Raw genomic sequence first — 17264 nt, forward strand, 5'->3', positions numbered from 1 at the left:
GAGGGAGGACGGTTCACGGCGAAAAACGGCAGCAGCGAGTCGCTTACTTCGCGCGGCCCTGCCCACCGGTGTTGCTCGGGCGGACCTTCTCTGCACCTTTCCCGCGGTTGTACAGTCCGCGGTTGTCCTTGCCGGCGTTCGTGAGGCCGCGCAATGCGCGGTTCTCGTGGACGTCGTCACAGATCCAGTTGAGGTCGTCGTCGTTCTGGATGGCAGGGTGGTTCGGATCGACGAGGATCACTTCGAACCACTTCTGGCTGCCATCTTCGCCAACCCAGTAGCTGTTGAGTACCCGCAGGTTGGGGTACTTCCGGGTGACGCGCTCCTCGCCGATGCGCTGGATGTTCTTGCGGCGGCCGATGCGGTTGACGCCCTGACGCTTCGAGCGGCGACCCGCTTTGAAACGCTGCTTGCGGGCCGTCCCCTTGCGGACCGAGACGCGGGCGAGAACGATGCCCTGTTTCGCCTTGTAGCCCAGTTCGCGGGCCTTGTCCAGGCGAGTCGGGCGGTCGATGCGCTCGATCGCGCCCTGCTTGCGCCACTCCTGCTTTCGCTGCCACTGCAGTTCGCCGAGTTTGCCGTCGTCGGGGTCTTTCCACGCTTCCTTGATGTGGGAGTAGAAGCTTCGTGCCATCGTTGTCACCTGCGGGCGTTCCTGGTTCAATCCCACGAGGGATCACATCCCGACCTGTGGCAGGTGCCGAACAGGTGCCCGCTGGTGCCCGCCGACCAGCGAGTCGTTCTGATCTATCCAACTACCGAGTATAAGGGCTTCGAAGTGCGACAGATCGACTGATACGGACTACTGTACGTCATCTCCGGTGCAACCGCGATCTTCCTGCAGTTGTACCGGTAATCGGTACAGCAGCCCGTATGACCCGAGGTCGTGTTCGGTCGGCCTACGGAAGAGCAGTCGACCCGTTTCGGACGCCCTTTGCCGATCGGTGTAGTCCGGCCGTACCCCAGTCAATCACCCCTTAGCCGCTCGTGTCGTCCTCGAAACTGTCGACGTGCTTTTGCTGTCATCACGCCGGATACTACCCGCCTATGAGGCTTCGAAACCGCGTCCTCGTCCTCGCTCTCGCACTCGCGATCGCCCTCGCGGGTGCGTCCACCGCCGCCGCCGGTGGCGATGCAGCCACAGACGACAAACACCTCGGTACGATCGATCTCACGCTCGAGAACGAGCAGATCCACGTCGACGGCGTGGACGTCTCCGGAGAGGGACTGCCGACGATGGAGATCGACGAGCGGACCTACCAGCTCGAGTCGGCGACGATCACGACCGACGGCGTGACCGTGACCGTCGGCGAGACGACCTACCGGCTCGGACAGATCACCGTCGGCGTCGAGAACGTCAGCGTCACGCTCGAGGACGTCTCGATCACCGGCAAGTAATACTACTGGACAACAGTCAGTGAATACTCGAGCGCGTCTCGCCGTCTGTCGCCGCTGGCGACAGCGTCTCGAGTGCGACCGATGTCTGAACCGTTTTGTCCAGCAGTATAAGCAAACCGAACCCGAAATCCGACCTGCGAGCGGTCGTCTTTTTACGGTCCACTCGAGCGCGCCACCGGCATCTCCGCTCGATCGACGAGGCCGATTTCGTATATCACTATGAAGTATATGTCCGGGCGCACGGCAGTTCTAGCCCCAACTACAGAACTGACTCGGGATCACCGGTCAGTGGAGCCGTCCCGTTCTCGAACGAGTGCAGCACAGCGGCGATCCGAGAAAAACAGGAGCGCAGGGGTGTCGGGCCGTCGCGCCTAGATGTCCTCGAGCGAGTCGAACGATTCGTCTGCGATCGCGGCGGCGACGTCGTCGACGTCGACGTCGGGGACGACGCGGGGATACTTCCGGCGGAAGTAGCCGACCAGGTTGGAGACGTCGCGCCGGAGGAACTCGGATGCGTTCTCGTGGTCGGTCGCCACCGCCTGGGGCCAGTCGAAGATCGTCACGCCTTCCTCGCTCACGAAGACGTTGTACTCGCTCATGTCGGCGTGAACGTATCCCTTCTCGTGTGCACGCGTAAGTTCGCGAAGTAACAGCTCGAGGACGCCGACGACCTGCTCGTCGTCGAGTTTCGCCCGCGAGAGTTCGACGCCGTCCATCTTCTCCATGACGATCGCGTGGCGGTTCTGGTCGATCGGTTGGGGGACGGCCACGTCGGGATACATCGACTCGAGGATCTCGTACTCGCGCTCGGCGGCCTTCCGGGCCGTGTACATCCAGGAGACGTGTCGCTTGTCGGAGGTGTAGTCGCGCTCTTTGTTCACCTCGCGGAAGTTCGTATAGCCCTCGCGGTGATACTTCAGCGCGAGCGGCTTGTACGAGCGCACCTCGTAGACGTCGCTCTCCTTGCCGACGCCCAGCGGTGCGCCGAACTCGGAGATCGTCTCCCGTTCGACCAGGGCGTGGAGCGCGAGGACGTCGTACCCCTCGAACTGGAGGGTGTACCCCTCGTACTGGATCGTCTTCTTCTCGATCAGCCCGCGTTTGAGACACCGCTCGAGTCGGTAGTCGACCTCCTCGGGGGACAGTCCCGAAAAGCGGGGCAGTTTCTCGCGCTGGACCCACTCCGAGAAGCGCATCCCCTGTTCGACGCCCGACAGTAGATAGAAGTCTTCCGTCTCGAGTTCCGGCAAGAGGCCGGCGACGTTCCGCACCATGGGCAGACGTAGCCAGCGTGGACGTAAAAACGTCGTGACGAGCGGGCGGGTTTCGAGCGCGCAGACGAACTGGTCGGCTCTGGCCGGGGGTAAACTACATACTGCGATACGAAATCGAGGCGACGGACACAAGGTTCGGAAGAGAGGCCAGTTTCAATCGAATCAGTCGAGCGCTCGAAGTTCTCGAACGGTGTGACGAGATCGGTATGCCGGGGATCGGTCCGGAGAGCGATCCCGAGCTGGTACGCCTCACACCGATAGCGCATTCGGCGGGACTCGATCTGTCGACGGAGTCCGAACTGGTGGTCACCCTCCAGTCGAGGCGTGAGACTCTCGAGTCGAGTCCTCCGCGTTCGCAGCCTCCTGGGGTGGTTCCGTCAGTTCACCGTGGCGGATGGCGTGTCGGAGTCCGAACTCCGCAATGTTCCCCCCGTGTTCGGCTGTCCGCCGCAATCTATCGAGAACCGGTCCGAGTTGGGTGCCTTCGTCCGACGATTCCTCCAATCGGCGCTCGAGTGTCGCTATTTCTTCGCGTACCCGATCACGAGCAGTCAACGCCTGTTGTGCGGTTTCGACGCTCACGTCGCCGACGATGACACTCACCGCGTCCGCAACGATCTCGCGTGCCGTCGCTGCAATCTCACGGAGGTCATTTTTGATCGAATCGTCCACGGCCACATCGATTTCGGCGGCGACGGTTGCTATGCCTTCGGCGTGGTCGGCAACGCGCTCTAGCTCGCGAGTCGTCCCCCACAGTTCGAACAACTCCGGACGGGTCAATCCCAGCGCATCGACCTCGCCGAGACGTGCGAGCCCCCGAGCAAAGGACCAGTCGATCATCGCGTAGAGGCGATCGGCCTGATCGTCGCGATCGGCCAGATTTCCGGGATCTGTGTCCTCAGTCACCGCAGCCGTTGCATCGCGATGCATCGATAGTGCGACGAACTTGAGCTGGCACACCGACTGTCGAACCGACACCTCCTCGGTATCGAGGAGCGTTCGAACCGTGATCGTCGATTCGGACTCCGCAGTGACCGACACCCCAGTGAGGTTTCTGGCAACCTGGTCGACGATGCGTCGCTGGTCGGTCGTAAAACAATCGACGGCCTCGAGTCGCACTTCCTTCGCACCGACGGCGTAGGCTGCCCGCAGGGTCCGCTCGAGTGGCTCGGCGTCGGCGTGAGCGACCTGGACGGCGATTCGTTCGGGCGTGTCGTCCGTACACTCCTGGGCCTGGAGGGCGAGCACTCCGTCGATGTGTGTATGCAGGCTGACGGTATCGCCTGCAGTGATGTCCTGGGACTCGGCCCACTCTTTGGGGAGTGACACGGTGTAGGTTCCGCTGCTGACCGTCTGTATTTTGCGTGTCTCCATCGGTCAATAGATGAGGGCAGGGTCGTTCTCGGCCATGTACAGGGTCCGTGCTGCAATATTCACGGCGTGGTCGGCGATCCGTTCGAGGTCACGAATCGTCAACAGTACACGCGAGACGTCGTCGAGTAGTTGTTCGACCGCCCACGGATCGCCGCTGTCTGCCTCGCGCTCGATCAAGTCCCGCGTAACGGTTTCGCTCGCCCGCTGACAGAGGGCATCGACGTCGTCGTCGCTGGCTGCGATCTCCCGACACGCGTCGACGTCTTCGGTTTCGTACGCTTCGAGACTTCGCGTGAGGAGGGCCCTTGCGTTGTGACCGATGTCCTCGATGGCGACTTCGGGCGTGAATTTGCGCTTCGCTGTCAGTGCGTACTGTGCCAGATTGGCTGCCAAATCCCCGACGCGTTCGAGGTCTGTGATGATTTTGAACGAGGCCGTGATGAAGCGGAGATCACTCGCCACTGGCTGCTGGAGGGCGAATAAGTCGACACACTGGTTTTCCAGTGTGAGGTACGTCTCGTTTACGTCTGCATCGCCCTCGATGACTTCCCGGGCCAGTGATTGATCCTCGTTGACTACGCTCTCCAGCCCGACCTCGAGCCGTTCGACGACGAGCGAACCCATCTCGAGGACGTCGTTCCGGAGGGAATCCAGCGATTGCTGGTATGTCTCTCGTGTCACGGCAGTCACCCGAACTTGCCGGTGATGTAATCCTCGACGCGCTGGCTCTGTGGGTCCTCGAACACCTGGTCAGTGTCGCCGTACTCCACGAGCTCGCCGCCAGTCAGGAACACGGCTGTCTGGTCGGAGATGCGTGCCGCCTGCTGCATGTTGTGCGTGACGATCACGACCGTGTAGTCCTCGGCGAGATCTTCGATGAGGTCCTCGACTTTCGCGGTGGCGATCGGGTCGAGCGCCGAGGCCGGCTCGTCCATCAGGATGACCTCCGGGTCGACAGCGAGACACCGAGCGATGCACAGCCGCTGTTGCTGGCCGCCCGAAAGACCGAGTGCGTTATCGTCGAGACGACCCTCGACCTCGTCCCAGAGGGCTGCATCGCGAAGACACTGCTCTACCAGCTCGTCCTCTTTTTCGGTCTCCTCTCGTCCGAGCAATCTCGGAACGAGTCCACGATCGAGTTCGCCGTGCTTGCGCGGGGCGTACGCGACGTTGTCCCGTATCGACTTCGGGAACGGATTTGGATGCTGGAATACCATGCCGATACGTTTTCGAAGTTCGACGAGGTTGGCCCCGTCGGCGTAGATATCCTGCTCGTTAAACGAGACGGAGCCCTCGATGCGGGCACTCTTGATCCGGTCGTTCATCCGGTTGAGACACCGGAGGAACGTGGACTTACCACATCCCGACGGCCCGATGAGCGCCGTTACACTCTCTTCGGGGATGTCGATCGAGATGTCTTTCAGTGCGTGATCGTCGTCGTACCAGACGTTCAGGTCCTCGACCGAGAGGACCGGATCGCCGGCGAACGAGTACTCTCGCCACGCTGCGCTCGTCTGTTCGTCACTTTCGCCGGCAGTCGTTTCACTACTCGACGTGGCTTCCTCCGAGTCGGTTCGTTCCGCTGTCGTGGTGTTCATACTGGATTCCGTCATTGGTGAAGTTTCCTCCTGAAGTACCGTCGGGTGGCGATGCCCATCGCGAAGAAGGCGAGGACGACGCCGAGTAGAACGAGCGTCGTGCCCCAGCCGAAGGACTCCTCGGCTCCGACACCGGCGGTGATGATCGCGTACAGCTGGTAGGGGAGCGCACTGGCCCGCTCGAGCAGTGCCGGGTTGGAGACGTGGACGAACGGCGGTGTGAGCCCCAACTCGACTGTGAAACTCGAGAGGACGCCGGGAGCCGCATTCGGGAAGTTCGGTCCGTTGAGAACGAGCAAGAGTGGTGCAGTTTCGCCTGCGATCCGACCGACGCCGAGGATAACCCCGGTGATAACGCCCGGCATCGCCGCAGGAATGACGACGCTTCTGATCGTGTCCCACTTCGAGACACCGAGGGCTGCGCTCGCGTCTCGGTACTCGTCGGGGACGCTTTTCATCGCCTCCCGGCTCGTGATGAGTACGAGTGGGAGTAACATGAAGCCCAGAACGAGCTGGGCTGCGAATATCGAGGGGGCGCCACCGAACCGCGGGACGAGGAAGGCGAGACCGAATAGGCCAAAGACGATGCTCGGCGTGCTCCAGAGCCCGTTCGTGGCGATGTCGACCGCACGCGTGAACGCGCTGTCCTCGGCGTACTCGGTGAGGAAGACGGCAGCGCCGACGGCCAGAGGGACCGCGAATGCGACGGCCCCGAGAACGATCCAGATCGTCCCAAGCATCGCGGGCATCACGCCTTTTTGGATTCCAAGGCCCTGAGACGGGTTCATCACGAAGGGCCAATCTACGGTTCCGCTGGGAACGATGCCGATCGAGGCCGTGCCAAGCGGAAAGCCAGTGACGGCAACGTGAAGACAGCTAAGGGCGAATGCCAACAGTGCGATATCTACGATACGGGACAGTGGCGGAACCCACGTCGGGACGACGGACGTGTCGGACAGTTCGGCGATTCTGCTCGGGACGAGTACACCCATCGCAATCGCACCGACCAGGATCGTGAGCGTCGGCACGATAGCGACACCCACGACGGCGAGTTCGGACCACGTGATCACCTCGATGAGCGCTGTCCCGACCAGAAGTCCAGTGGCGAGTCGCAGGCCCTCGTCGACTCTCCTACCGATATCGGTGTCGGGTTCCCATCCCGTGTTCGACCGACGGTGGACTCCGAGGTGGACAGCGCCGACGAGGAGACCCGGGACCGCACCGACGACAGTTGTCGGCTCGATCGTGACTGCGTAGCCGGATATCGGCTGCCCCGTACCAATCGTGTAGGCCAGTCCACCACCGAGGAGACCGATAAGAATCGCCACAGCGAGGTGGACGAACGCAACGATCTTGTCGGTCCCATCCGCCATAGCTGGTCGGACGGTACCGAACGTGACTACCAGGACGAGCGCTGTCCCGAGGATCAGCAACGCCGTCCCGGCACCGATGGTCAGATTCTCGAGTACGACGGTGATGCCTCGTTCGAACACGAACACGAGGAGGAACACGAGCACCGAGAGGACGAACAGTACGACCAGAGAAATCAACAGGAATGCCCCGTTCTGTCTACCCCGCGTGCCGAATCCCTCGTGGGCCGATGCACCAGCCCAGCCGGCGAGAAGGCTGCCGAGCATCGTCAGCGAGGGGATCACGATCGTCCCGGGGATGCTGGCATCGAACGCCTCGGGCTCCCAGGTCCACTCCGGAGTAATCAGACCTGCCAGGATGAAGACACCAACGAGACAGATAAACGCCGCGGCGGGAAGCGTCGCGCCGACGTCTTCTCGTGTACCGATCGTGAGGTACCCGGCGAACATCCCCACGGGAACGGCGACGAGCCAGCCGATCCTGCCAAGGCCGACGGTGTTACTGACGAACAACCCTGTAGTAGTCATCCAGAGACCCGTCTGAACGAGTCCGACACCGAGCCCCGGTGTGCGATCGGGCGTCGTCCGCATCCCACCCCACCGAGAGAGAACACCCAGCGTTCCGGTCGCCACGCCCAGCGCGAAAACGCCTCCGCCAAAGTAGTTCGCCGCCGAGACGCTGCTGACGTGTCCATCGACCGGGATCCAGCCGAACAGCGTCCCCGCCGCGAGAACGAAGGCCGCAAACGCCCCGACGACGACGGCCATCGCGAACCGTTCGTAGGTCGTACCGCCATCGTTGACGAGTCGAACTTCGTGGGTGCCGCTCATTGTCCCTCCTGCAGCTTGCGGTTCATCCGCTGTTCGATGAGCTGTGAGACGATGCCCAGTCCCGTGACGATCACCAGCAGGAAGACGCCAGCGGCAAACAGCGCGCTCCAGAACAGCTGTCCGGGCGTCACGTGTCCGTAGCTGGCGGCGATAAAGGTCGTGAGCGTCTCCGTGCTGTCGAAGACGTTGTACAGCTCCGGTTCAGGCAGTCGACGACTGTGCGAGATCATGACGGTTGCAGCCATGGTCTCACCGATCGCCCGACCGACTCCGAGCAGGACGGCCGCAGAGATTCCGGAGAACGCCGTCGGGATAGAGACACTCTTCATCGTCTGCCAGTCCGTCACACCCATCGCCACCGAGCCGTCCTTCATTTCCTCGGGAACGGCCGAGAGAGCATCTTCAGCCACGGAAACGACCGTGGGCAGTGCCATGAACCCGATGACCAGTCCGATGGCGAACAGCGCTCCGGGATTGATCGAGAGGAGATTGCCGACATACGGGTTGATGACCGTGAAGCCGATGAACCCGTACACGATCGATGGAATGCCAGCCAGGAGTTCGACCGCCGGCTTGACGATGTCACGGAGCCAGTCGGGGGCGATATCGCTGATGAACAGCGCGCCCGCGATCCCAAACGGTGCCGCGACGAGGATCGCGATGGCCGTCGTGAGGGCGGTACCCCAGAACATCGGCACGAGTGAAAACTGGCCCTGGGAGGCGCTCCATTCGGTCGAGCCGAACAGCCACACGAGCCCGAGGCCAGCGTGACGAAACACCGGGATCGCCTCGAGGACCAGAAACACGGCGATGAGCCCGAGTGTCACGAACGTCGTCGCCGTCATCAAGAACGTCACCACCTTCGCCGTCAGTGCTTGTCGGACGCCCCAGCCGATCCCAGCGACCAGTAGGAAGCCGTACAGGAGTGTCACGGTCCAGGTCGACCGCAGGAGAAAGCCAGCAAACGCCCCGGTGATCAGAAGTATCTGTGCGGTCGCGAGAAGCAGACTCGGCCGATCCAAGTCCGCCGCCGTCCGAACAATCCTGGTCGTCCGGCGCTGCATCCATGGTATTGCTCGCAAAATGCTTGTGTGTATATCTAACATGATGAGTCGGAGAGGTGTCTCTCGATTCAGCACCCGGTTAGCCCGTACGGCGATCGGATGAGAACCTCACTCGCCTGGAATTAGGCCTGATCCGCGAGCTTCGCACGCTCTTCCTCGCGGCGCTCCGGTGGGAGCTTGAAGTAGTTGTTCGGCTCGACGAAGTACTGCTGACCGAAGTCCGAGAGAATCATGTTGATGAATGCGCTCTCACGCTCGTCGGTTCCCTCGAAGGTGTAACAGTGGAGGTCGCGGCTGAGTGGGTAGCCCTTCGCACCGAGGTTCTTGCCATACTCGTAGAGCGTGCCGTCGAGTTCGAGGCCGATAGGCGGCGTGGCACCATCGGGTTCGACGAACGCGAGTGCGATGTAGGCGATGGCGTTGTCGTTCTGCTCGACGAGGGTCGCCACCTGCTGGTTCTGTCCCTTGCGAGTATCGGGTTCGATCGGTTCGTCGGGGTCGCCGTAGAGATTGGCTCGGAACGCGGTGTCGGTGCCGGAGTCCTCCGCACGGCCGATCGCGTAGATGTCCTTGTTGGGCCCACCGAGTTCGCTCCAGTTGGTGATCTCCTGCTTGTAGATCGCCCGGAGTTCGTCTCCCGTGATCTGAGTCACGCCTGCGTCGTAGATCTCCCGGCTTACGACGATGGGCTGGCCGTCGACGCCGACGACGTGGTCGACGATGTCGTCCATCGCCTCGTGGTCGGAGCCGAGGATCGACTCGGCCGTCGAGCTGGCGTCACCGATATCGACGCGATCGTTGATGACACCCTCGACGCCGGTGCCGGAGTGGCTGAGCGCCACCTGCGTCTGGAACGGGGGGACACTGCGCTCTCCTGTCGCCTCGAAGCCGTAGAGGCCGGCCCAGTAGTCGGCGAGGTTCTCGTCCGTGTCGATGTCGTACTGGCCGGGACCCCAGTACTCCTGGTCGTCCGCCGGCGGATTACCGTTCCACAGCGACGAGGCCAGATTGGTAATCGGGTACACCGTTGAGGAACCGTCAGCGGTCAGTGACGAGGGATTCGAGTTGTTCCCTGAGGATTCGTCGGTTGCGCCGGCACCGTCGTCGGAATTGCCGCCGTTCGAATCAGACGTGTTCGTCTCCGAGCCTTGACTCGAACACCCTGCGAGCGTTGCAGCACCGGCCGCGCCCGAAGCGAGCATAAATTTCCGCCGCGATACCAGGTCGGACAGACGCTCTGAGTCTTGCACCATCACCTGAAGCCAGACGAATCTGTACTAAAGCGGTTTATAATAGGGGTATTGCCCGATAAGACAGGTACGAACCGACCTGTTGGACTCTGAAGAGTATGGGCGCATATAGTTGGATATATAGCAGTCCGTTTGACTGTCTCTCTTCCATACATCGGCACACTCGAGACGCCCCCAGCGGCGACAGCCGTCGAGACGTGATCGAGTGTGCAGTGGCCGTTGTCCGACAGTATACCAACTGAAACGATTGATACGGTCTGCTGTCCCTATTTTCCGCAGCGACCGCGCCCCCTCGGGCGGTCGCTGCGGGACGGACGTACAGCGGTCCGTATGACACACTGCTCGCAGCGCAGCGACCAGTGCTTGCGGCTCTCGCCAGTACTGGTCGCCGAGTCGCGAGTCGGTGTGCAATGACTGTCAGTGGCTACTATAGCTATCCCCGGAGCGTGGGGGACACAGTTGCGCCACGCCGGCCCGGTCGCCTCGAGAGTCCACCGTGGTCGATCCAGGCACGGATTGCCGCCAGTTTCGACTCGAACGGCGGGTTCCAGGCCAATCGAGGGGTCCGACGGCCGAGTCGTGGATCCGCCGTCGGCGATGCAGGCAAACCTCGCCTCGCTCGCACAGCCGCGGAAGAAACTGACCCTGTGAGCGCGGTTTAGACCGGTGCGAGTGAAGGCGCTGACGAGATGATCGACCAGAGACTGACCGACGCTCGATCGCGAGTACGCCCGGGAGGTGCGTCACCGTGAGCGGTGGCAATGACGCTGGCGAAGAACCCGACGACGGCCACCTCGAAGAGGTCCCCAACGGGAGCGGCTGCACCGAGATCTGGGAACACCTCGCGAAGCGACAGGAAGACGACGACGGCGCTTTTGGGCGTCGGGGCCGGCCTGGTCGTCGCAGCGGCCGGCACGCCGGTCGTCGCCCACAGTGGGCCGTCGATACCCGCAACGTACGGGACGACCTACCGGGACGTCCTCGCCGAACTCGGGGTCGATACGGACCTCGCACCCTCCGAGAGCGCCGCGATGGTCGACGAGGTCGGCTTCTACTACCAGCCCCGCTTTACTCCCCGGTGCACGACCTCCTCGAGACTCGCGAACGGATGGGCGTCCGGACCGTCCTCAACACGATCGAGACGGTGGCGAATCCGGCGGACGCCTCGACGCACGTCGGTAGCTTCTACCATCTCTCCTTCGCAAAGCGGCTCGCAGAGACGGTCGCGGCGAGCGAGACCGTCGGGTTCGACCGGGTGCTCCTGGTCCAGGGACTCGAGGGCTACGACGACGTCCGGCCGGGCGAGACGACGAGCGCCGAGTTCGACGGCGAGTTCGGAGAGCGAGACCTCGTGATCGACTCGTGGACACGTGAGCATCTGAGCATCGACGACGTTGCCGCTGAATCGGCCCGGATCACCGAGGCAGTTCTCGCGGGCGAGCGCGACGACGCGTTCGCAACCGCGATCGCACAGAACGCTGGCCTGCGGATCTACGCGGGCGGCGACGCCGGGACGGTCGGCGAAGATAATCGAACGCGCACGCGAGGTGCTCGAGGACGGTCGCGCCGTGGAGCGACTCGCTCGCCTGCGCGCGTTCGAGCCATGACGGACCCTCTCGAGGTCGGCGAGACGGACGCGCCGCCGGTCGAGACGAAACCGTACAAACACGTCTTCGAGGCAAGCCGGTGTTTCGGCGCGGGTCGGTGTGCGGAGGTGGAGACCAACTGGGCGCTGAACCTCGAGACGGGCCTCGCAGAACCTCGCGCGTACTTTTTCGACGAGGACGACCTCGCGGAGAACGTGGCGGCAACCGAGGTCTGTCCGGCGAAAACGGTGACGGCGCGATCCACGTGATCGACCGCCAGACAGGCGGGGAGCTCGCCCCCGACCCGCACGGGGACGGTACGCCGAGCGTCGACTGGTGATCCCGTCGTAATCGCTTTCTCCCTCGCTCGCGAGGTCTCGAGCATGACCGACCTCGCAGACCGGGAGTGGCGGGTCATCAGGGACGAGCCGCGGGACGGACCGATGCAGATGGCACTCGAGGAAGTCGCCGGGGAGACGGCACTCGAGGAGGACGTCAGGACGGTCCGCGTCTACTCGTGGGAACCGAGCACGCTCTCGCTTGGCTACCGGCAGGAACCCGAGACGGTCGACTGGGACTTCTGCGAGCGGGAAGGGATCGGCGTCACTCGCCGCCAGACCGGCGGCGGCGGGATCTACCACGACTCGTACGCCGACATCTCGTATACGATCGTCGCGCCCGCCGCGGAGGTTCCCGGAGATCTGATGGAGTGTTACGGCCTGTTCTGCGAGCCGATCCTCGCAGCCCTGGAGCGGATGGGCGTCGACGCCGACTTCGCCAGCGAAGCGCAGGCAGCGATCTACCAGCCGTCGTGTTACCTGCGGGACATCCACCCGGCACACGACGTCGTCGCCGATGGGCAGAAGATCAGCGGCAACGCCCAGTACCGCCAGCGCGACGTCGTGATCCAGCACGGCTCGATCAGCTACGACCTCGAGCCACAGCGACACCTCGGAGTCTTCGCCGGCCACGACGTCTCGACCGAGACGTTCACCGATCGGGTGACGAGCATCCGCGAGCAGGCCGGGATCAACCGTGAGGAGGCCGTCGAGACGATCGTCGACGCGCTCGCGAAGTGGTGTGACGCCGACGCCGGGTCCTGGTGCGAGGGCGAACTCGAGGACGCGCGCGCCCTTGCCGCCCGCAAGTATGGCACCGACGCGTGGCGTCGCAGGCGGGAAGTGCTCGATGCGGGCGAGCGCCCGAAGTAGATCGAGGCGGGCGAACACCCGGAGCAGACGCTCGAGCAGGTTCGAAGTACCTTTCATCGCCCGGTACTGACACCGTGCCATGAACGTCGGTGCACACGTTTCGATCTCCGGATCGCGCGTCTCATCGGACGAGGAGACGCCGCCGTACGACGACATCCGCAACGCCGTCTGCCGACAGGTCGCCTTCGGCGGCAACTGCGGGCAGATCTTCACCACCTCGCCGCAGGTCTGGGCCAAACCCGAAATCTCCGCGGAGGCCGCCGCAGGCTTTCGGGAGGAAAGCGACGAAAAACTCGAGGGGCCGTGGGTGATCCACTCGTCGTACCTGGTCAACCTCTGTACGCCCAAAGAGGATCTCCGCCGGAAGTCCAAAGAGAGCATGCAGGCCGAACTCGACGCCGCCGACACACTGGGAATTCCGTACGTAAACGTCCACCTCGGCGCCCACACGGGCGCGGGCGTCGAGGGCGGGCTCGACAACGCGGCAGGCGTCATCGACGACCTCGACGTTCCCGAGGGCGTGACGATCCTGATCGAGTCCGACGCCGGCAGCGGCACCAAACTCGGCGGCGAGTTCGACCACCTCGCGGGAATCATCGACCGCACCGAGACCGACATCGGAATCTGCATCGACACCGCCCACACGCTGGTCGCGGGCAACGACCTCACCACGCCCGAGGCCGTCGACGAGACCGTCGGCCGGTTCGACGACGTGGTCGGCCTCGAGTACCTCGAGTACATCCACCTCAACGACTCGAAACACGACGTGGGCACCCACAAGGACGAACACGCCCACATCGGCGAGGGTTACATCGGCGAGGACGGCATGCGCGCGATCGTGAACCATCCCGACCTTCGGGACCTGCCCTTTGCGCTCGAGACGCCCACCGAGGACGGCCGCGGCTTCGCCTGGAACATCCAGAAGGTCAAAGAGTTGCGCGAGGAGTGAGATACCGGACAACGGTCAGGACGTACCCGATATCGAGTCGGTCGCCGCTGGCAACAGCGGATGACGACAGTTGCCGAGCACGATAGTCGCGAGCGCGTACGTGACGTCTCGGCGACCGCTCGGGCGGCTGACAGCGATCGGACAGAGTGGTCGTCGCCCGGTCAGGGTGCCCCATACGGGGCACGCGCCCTCTCTATTGATCGCCAACGATGGTGCGTTCCGTTCGCTACTCGTCTTCGAGCGCGGCTGCGATCGCCTCGAGTTCTGCCTTTCGGAACGGACGCTCGGCACTGGCCGGATCGTCTTCGTCGATGACGCCGATTTTCCAGAGGATACCCGCACGCATCTGCGGTTTCGAGGGACGGTCGTCCGTGTCGACGTCGTAGTCGACGGCGTCACAGATCGCAGCCAGGGCCTCTTTCGTGAAGGCCGTCGACTCGATGCGTTCGTATCGTCCAACGGCCTGTCGGATCTCGTTCCGGAGGTCGTCGACAGTTTGTGCCATAGCTCCGTAGAGCGGCCGTTTCACACTTAAATGATCGCCATCGGTCCCTCGAGTTGCGACCCGGAATCGACCCGTTTTTACTCGAGACGGCCCAACCCGCTTGCGTGCGCGAGTTCTCCGCCGACTACCTGTCCTGGACCCGCGAGGGAATGTGGGCCGACTCCCGGGACGCTCTGTCCCCGCTCGAGCTGGAAAACCGCGAGCGCGTCCTCGACGTCGGCTGTGGCACCGGCGAGTTGAGCCGCGTCCTCGCCGCCGAGTGTCCGGGCAAGGTCGTCGGCTGTGACGCCGACGTGGGACTGCTCGAGCGCGCCCGCGAACACGTCCCAGTCGTCGCGGGCGACGCGTTGCGGTTGCCGTTCCCGGACGACGCCTTCGATCTCGTCGTCTGTCAGGCACTGTTGATCAACCTCCCCGACCCCGCCGCCGCCGTCGACGAGTTCGCCCGCGTCTCGAGCGACCTCGTGGCCGCCGTCGAACCCGACAACGGCGCGGTCCGGGTCGACTCGAGCGTCCCGGCGGAGGCGAGACTCGAGCGGCGGGCTCGCCGGGCCTACCTCAAGGGCGTCGAGACCGACGTCACCCTCGGCGCGGAGACGCGAGACGCGTTCGCGGACGCCGGCGTGGACGTCCTCGAGACACTACGGTACGATCACGACCGGACGATCGCCCCGCCGTACGACGAACACGCCCTCGCCGCCGCGCGGCGAAAGGCGACGGGGGCCGGACTGGCCGGTGACCGGGCGACGATGCTCGAGAGCGACCTCTCTGCGGAAGGATACGACGATCTCAAAAACGCGTGGCGCGAGATGGGGCGAACCGTCGTCGACCAGATGCGCGACGGCGAGTACCGCCGGACGGAAGTCGTACCGTTCTACGTGACCGTCGGACGTGTGTGACGGCGACGGGACGGACGCGAGACGAACCAGACCGCCAGCAGGTCCATATATCCCTCCTGTCTAGTCGACGGTATGGCCGTCATCGAACTCGAGGGACTCACGAAAGACTACGGCGAGGTGCTCGCCAACGACGACCTCTCGTTTACGGTCGGGGAAGGCGAGATATTCGGCTACCTCGGCCCGAACGGTGCGGGGAAGACGACGACGATCCGCACGCTGCTTGGCTTTCTCTCGCCGACGGCCGGGACGGCACGGGTGCTCGGCTACGAGATCACCGACGAGCGAGCGCTCATCGAGGCCAAACGCCGGATCGGCTACCTCCCCGACGACCCGGCGTTCGACGAGTCGGCGACGGGCCGGGAGATCCTCGAGTTACACGCGGAGCTCAAAGGCGACGAGCGCAGCGCGGAGTTACTCGAGTTGTTCGACCCGCCGCTCGACCGACAGGTTCGCGAGTACTCACAGGGGAACGTCCAGAAGCTCGGGCTCGTGACGACGTTCATGCACGACCCCGATCTCGTGATCCTCGACGAACCGACGAACGGACTCGACCCGCTGATGAAACAGCGCTTCGCCGAGTTCCTCCGGGACGAACGCGACCGCGGCGTGACGGTCTTTTTCTCCTCGCACGTCCTGAGCGAAGTCCGTCGGCTCTGCGATCGCGTCGGCATCATCCGCGACGGCCGACTCGTCACCGTCGAACCCGTCGACACCCTCCTCGACCGCAGCGGCAAAGTCGTCCGCCTGCACGCTTCCGACCCCATCCCGCGGGAAATCCTCGAGTTCGAGGGCGTCTACGACCTCGAGACGACCGAGCGCGACGAGAACGGTGTCGCCGAGTGTACGTTCACGTTCACTGGCGACGTCAACGTCTTACTCGAGCGACTCCGGTCGTACGTCCTGCTCGACCTCTCGATCGAGGAGGCTCCGCTCGAGGACGTCTTCATGCGCTTTTACGGCGGTGGTGACGATGTTTGAACTCTCGCGGTACGAGGGACGAACCAGGGTAAAAGGCGGCGTCTACCTCTCGATCGGTCTCGCGACACTCGCGGCGCTCGTGATCTGGGTCTACCCCTCGTTTCGCGACTCGATGAACATGGACGAACTGCTCCGGGCCTACCCCGAGCCCATGTTGCAGGTGATGGGCATTCGGACGATGGCGTCGCTCGAGGGCTTTCTCGCCGTCGAACTCTACATGTTCGGCTGGGTGATCCTGCTCGGACTGTACTTTGCCTACAGCGCGGCGAGCACCATCGCCGACGACGTCGAACGCGGCCGCATGGAAATCCTGCTCTCCCTGCCTATCTCTCGAGCGCGCGTTGTCGGCGAGAAGTTCGCCGCACTCGCGGTCCCGATCGCCCTCGTCAACGTCCTGACACCAGTCGTCGTCCTCGTCGGCGCGGAACTGATCGGCGAGTCGCTCTCGACTGTGGACCTGCTCGTCGTCCACCTGCTATCGATCCCCTACCTCTTCGCCTGCGCCGGAATCGGCCTCCTCGCGTCCGTCGTCTTCGACCGGACGTCGATCGCACAGCGGGTCGCACTCGGTGTCACCTTCGGACTGTTCTTGCTCGAGTCGCTGCTCGCCGACACCGACTACGAGGTCGTGGGCGCGATCGCGCCGATGCGGTACTACGACCCGAACGAGATCCTACTCGAGGGAACGTACGATCCCGTCTCTGCGGGCGTCTTGCTCGCGATGGCGGCTATCCTCCTCGTCGCCAGTGCAACGTGGTTCACGCAAATCGACGTCGATTGACCACCGACGGATCGTTTCCGTAGTAACTAGTTCTTCCGTTACCTGTGAAACCCGCCGTCGGTAGTGGTTTAAACTATATCTCGAGGAAGGTCCTCGTCTTATCGCAGGGTTGAAAAGTGAAGATACGCCCCTCAAATGCGATTGACACTCACTACCTTTGAAGAGTCGGTTCGTAGGCCTTAAGTAGTGACCACCG

The 17264-nt window shown here is 63.4% G+C and carries 15 protein-coding genes and 4 pseudogenes; 9 read left to right on the plus strand and 10 right to left on the minus strand.

What is annotated here, in order from left to right; all coding sequences use genetic code 11:
• Positions 1–43 precede the first annotated feature (43 nt).
• Positions 44–634: a 50S ribosomal protein L15e gene (locus MU558_RS02325; RefSeq protein ID WP_246971634.1), complete on the minus strand. Its 591-nt coding sequence runs from the start codon at positions 632–634 to the stop codon at positions 44–46.
• Positions 635–1047: 413 nt separating this feature from the next.
• Between MU558_RS02325 and MU558_RS02330 the strand changes: the two genes are divergently transcribed.
• Entirely contained in the window at positions 1048–1398 is a 351-nt protein-coding gene (locus tag MU558_RS02330; RefSeq protein WP_246971635.1) for a hypothetical protein, read from the plus strand.
• A 371-nt stretch (positions 1399–1769) separates the two neighbouring features.
• On the opposite strand, the gene MU558_RS02335 is transcribed toward MU558_RS02330, so the two are convergent.
• From MU558_RS02335 to MU558_RS02370, 8 genes and pseudogenes are all read right to left on the minus strand, one after another.
• Positions 1770–2672 (minus strand): serine/threonine-protein kinase RIO2, encoded by a 903-nt coding sequence (locus tag MU558_RS02335; RefSeq protein WP_246971637.1) that lies wholly within the window; start codon positions 2670–2672, stop codon positions 1770–1772.
• 306 nt (positions 2673–2978) lie between these two features.
• Positions 2979–4046, minus strand: coding sequence for a phosphate signaling complex PhoU family protein (locus MU558_RS02340; protein ID WP_246971639.1), 1068 nt, complete (start codon positions 4044–4046; stop codon positions 2979–2981).
• 3 nt (positions 4047–4049) lie between these two features.
• Positions 4050–4727 carry a phosphate signaling complex protein PhoU gene (gene phoU / locus MU558_RS02345; protein ID WP_246971641.1) on the minus strand — a complete coding sequence of 226 codons (678 nt, stop codon included), beginning with the start codon at positions 4725–4727 and terminating at the stop codon, positions 4050–4052.
• A 5-nt stretch (positions 4728–4732) separates the two neighbouring features.
• Positions 4733–5659 carry a phosphate ABC transporter ATP-binding protein PstB gene (gene pstB / locus MU558_RS02350; protein WP_246971642.1) on the minus strand — a complete coding sequence of 309 codons (927 nt, stop codon included), beginning with the start codon at positions 5657–5659 and terminating at the stop codon, positions 4733–4735.
• Positions 5656–6546, minus strand: a pseudogene (gene pstA / locus MU558_RS23355) (phosphate ABC transporter permease PstA); the annotation flags it as partial. The pseudogene pstA and the gene pstB, both read right to left, overlap by 4 nt.
• A gap of 1295 nt (positions 6547–7841) precedes the next feature.
• Positions 7842–8909 carry a phosphate ABC transporter permease subunit PstC gene (gene pstC / locus MU558_RS02360; RefSeq protein WP_345781506.1) on the minus strand — a complete coding sequence of 356 codons (1068 nt, stop codon included), beginning with the start codon at positions 8907–8909 and terminating at the stop codon, positions 7842–7844.
• Between the two features lie 122 nt (positions 8910–9031).
• A complete protein-coding gene (locus MU558_RS02365) occupies positions 9032–10162 on the minus strand; it encodes a PstS family phosphate ABC transporter substrate-binding protein (protein ID WP_246971649.1) in 1131 nt (376 codons plus the stop codon).
• Positions 10163–10817: 655 nt separating this feature from the next.
• The gene (locus MU558_RS02370) at positions 10818–11075 is read right to left on the minus strand and encodes a hypothetical protein (protein WP_246975077.1); all 258 of its coding nucleotides are present in this window, start codon (positions 11073–11075) and stop codon (positions 10818–10820) included.
• On the opposite strand from MU558_RS02370, the pseudogene MU558_RS23280 reads away from it, so the two are divergent.
• The 5 genes and pseudogenes from MU558_RS23280 to MU558_RS02390 form a co-directional block, all read left to right on the plus strand.
• A pseudogene (locus tag MU558_RS23280) lies at positions 11035–11157 on the plus strand (anthranilate phosphoribosyltransferase); the annotation flags it as partial. The gene MU558_RS02370 and the pseudogene MU558_RS23280 sit on opposite strands and share 41 nt — an antisense overlap.
• A 110-nt stretch (positions 11158–11267) precedes the next feature.
• Positions 11268–11624: pseudogene (locus MU558_RS02375) on the plus strand (anthranilate phosphoribosyltransferase); the annotation flags it as partial.
• A gap of 138 nt (positions 11625–11762) precedes the next feature.
• A pseudogene (locus MU558_RS02380) lies at positions 11763–12085 on the plus strand (ferredoxin).
• A gap of 43 nt (positions 12086–12128) precedes the next feature.
• Positions 12129–12956, plus strand: a complete 828-nt coding sequence (locus tag MU558_RS02385; protein WP_246971651.1) for a lipoate--protein ligase family protein — start codon at positions 12129–12131, stop codon at positions 12954–12956.
• 79 nt (positions 12957–13035) lie between these two features.
• Entirely contained in the window at positions 13036–13905 is an 870-nt protein-coding gene (locus MU558_RS02390) for a deoxyribonuclease IV (protein WP_246971653.1), read from the plus strand.
• A 226-nt stretch (positions 13906–14131) separates the two neighbouring features.
• Here MU558_RS02390 and MU558_RS02395 read toward each other — a convergent pair whose 3' ends face one another.
• Positions 14132–14410 carry a hypothetical protein gene (locus MU558_RS02395; RefSeq protein ID WP_246971654.1) on the minus strand — a complete coding sequence of 93 codons (279 nt, stop codon included), beginning with the start codon at positions 14408–14410 and terminating at the stop codon, positions 14132–14134.
• A 104-nt stretch (positions 14411–14514) separates the two neighbouring features.
• Between MU558_RS02395 and MU558_RS02400 the strand changes: the two genes are divergently transcribed.
• From MU558_RS02400 to MU558_RS02410, 3 genes are all read left to right on the plus strand, one after another.
• Positions 14515–15309, plus strand: a complete 795-nt coding sequence (locus tag MU558_RS02400; protein WP_246971657.1) for a class I SAM-dependent methyltransferase — start codon at positions 14515–14517, stop codon at positions 15307–15309.
• Positions 15310–15381: 72 nt separating this feature from the next.
• Positions 15382–16287, plus strand: a complete 906-nt coding sequence (locus MU558_RS02405; protein ID WP_246971660.1) for an ABC transporter ATP-binding protein — start codon at positions 15382–15384, stop codon at positions 16285–16287.
• Positions 16280–17068, plus strand: a complete 789-nt coding sequence (locus tag MU558_RS02410) for an ABC transporter permease (protein ID WP_246971663.1) — start codon at positions 16280–16282, stop codon at positions 17066–17068. The genes MU558_RS02405 and MU558_RS02410 overlap by 8 nt, the downstream gene beginning before the upstream one ends.
• Positions 17069–17264: the final 196 nt, after the last annotated feature.

The organism is Natribaculum luteum, assembly GCF_023008545.1.
Classification (GTDB): domain Archaea; phylum Halobacteriota; class Halobacteria; order Halobacteriales; family Natrialbaceae; genus Natribaculum; species Natribaculum luteum.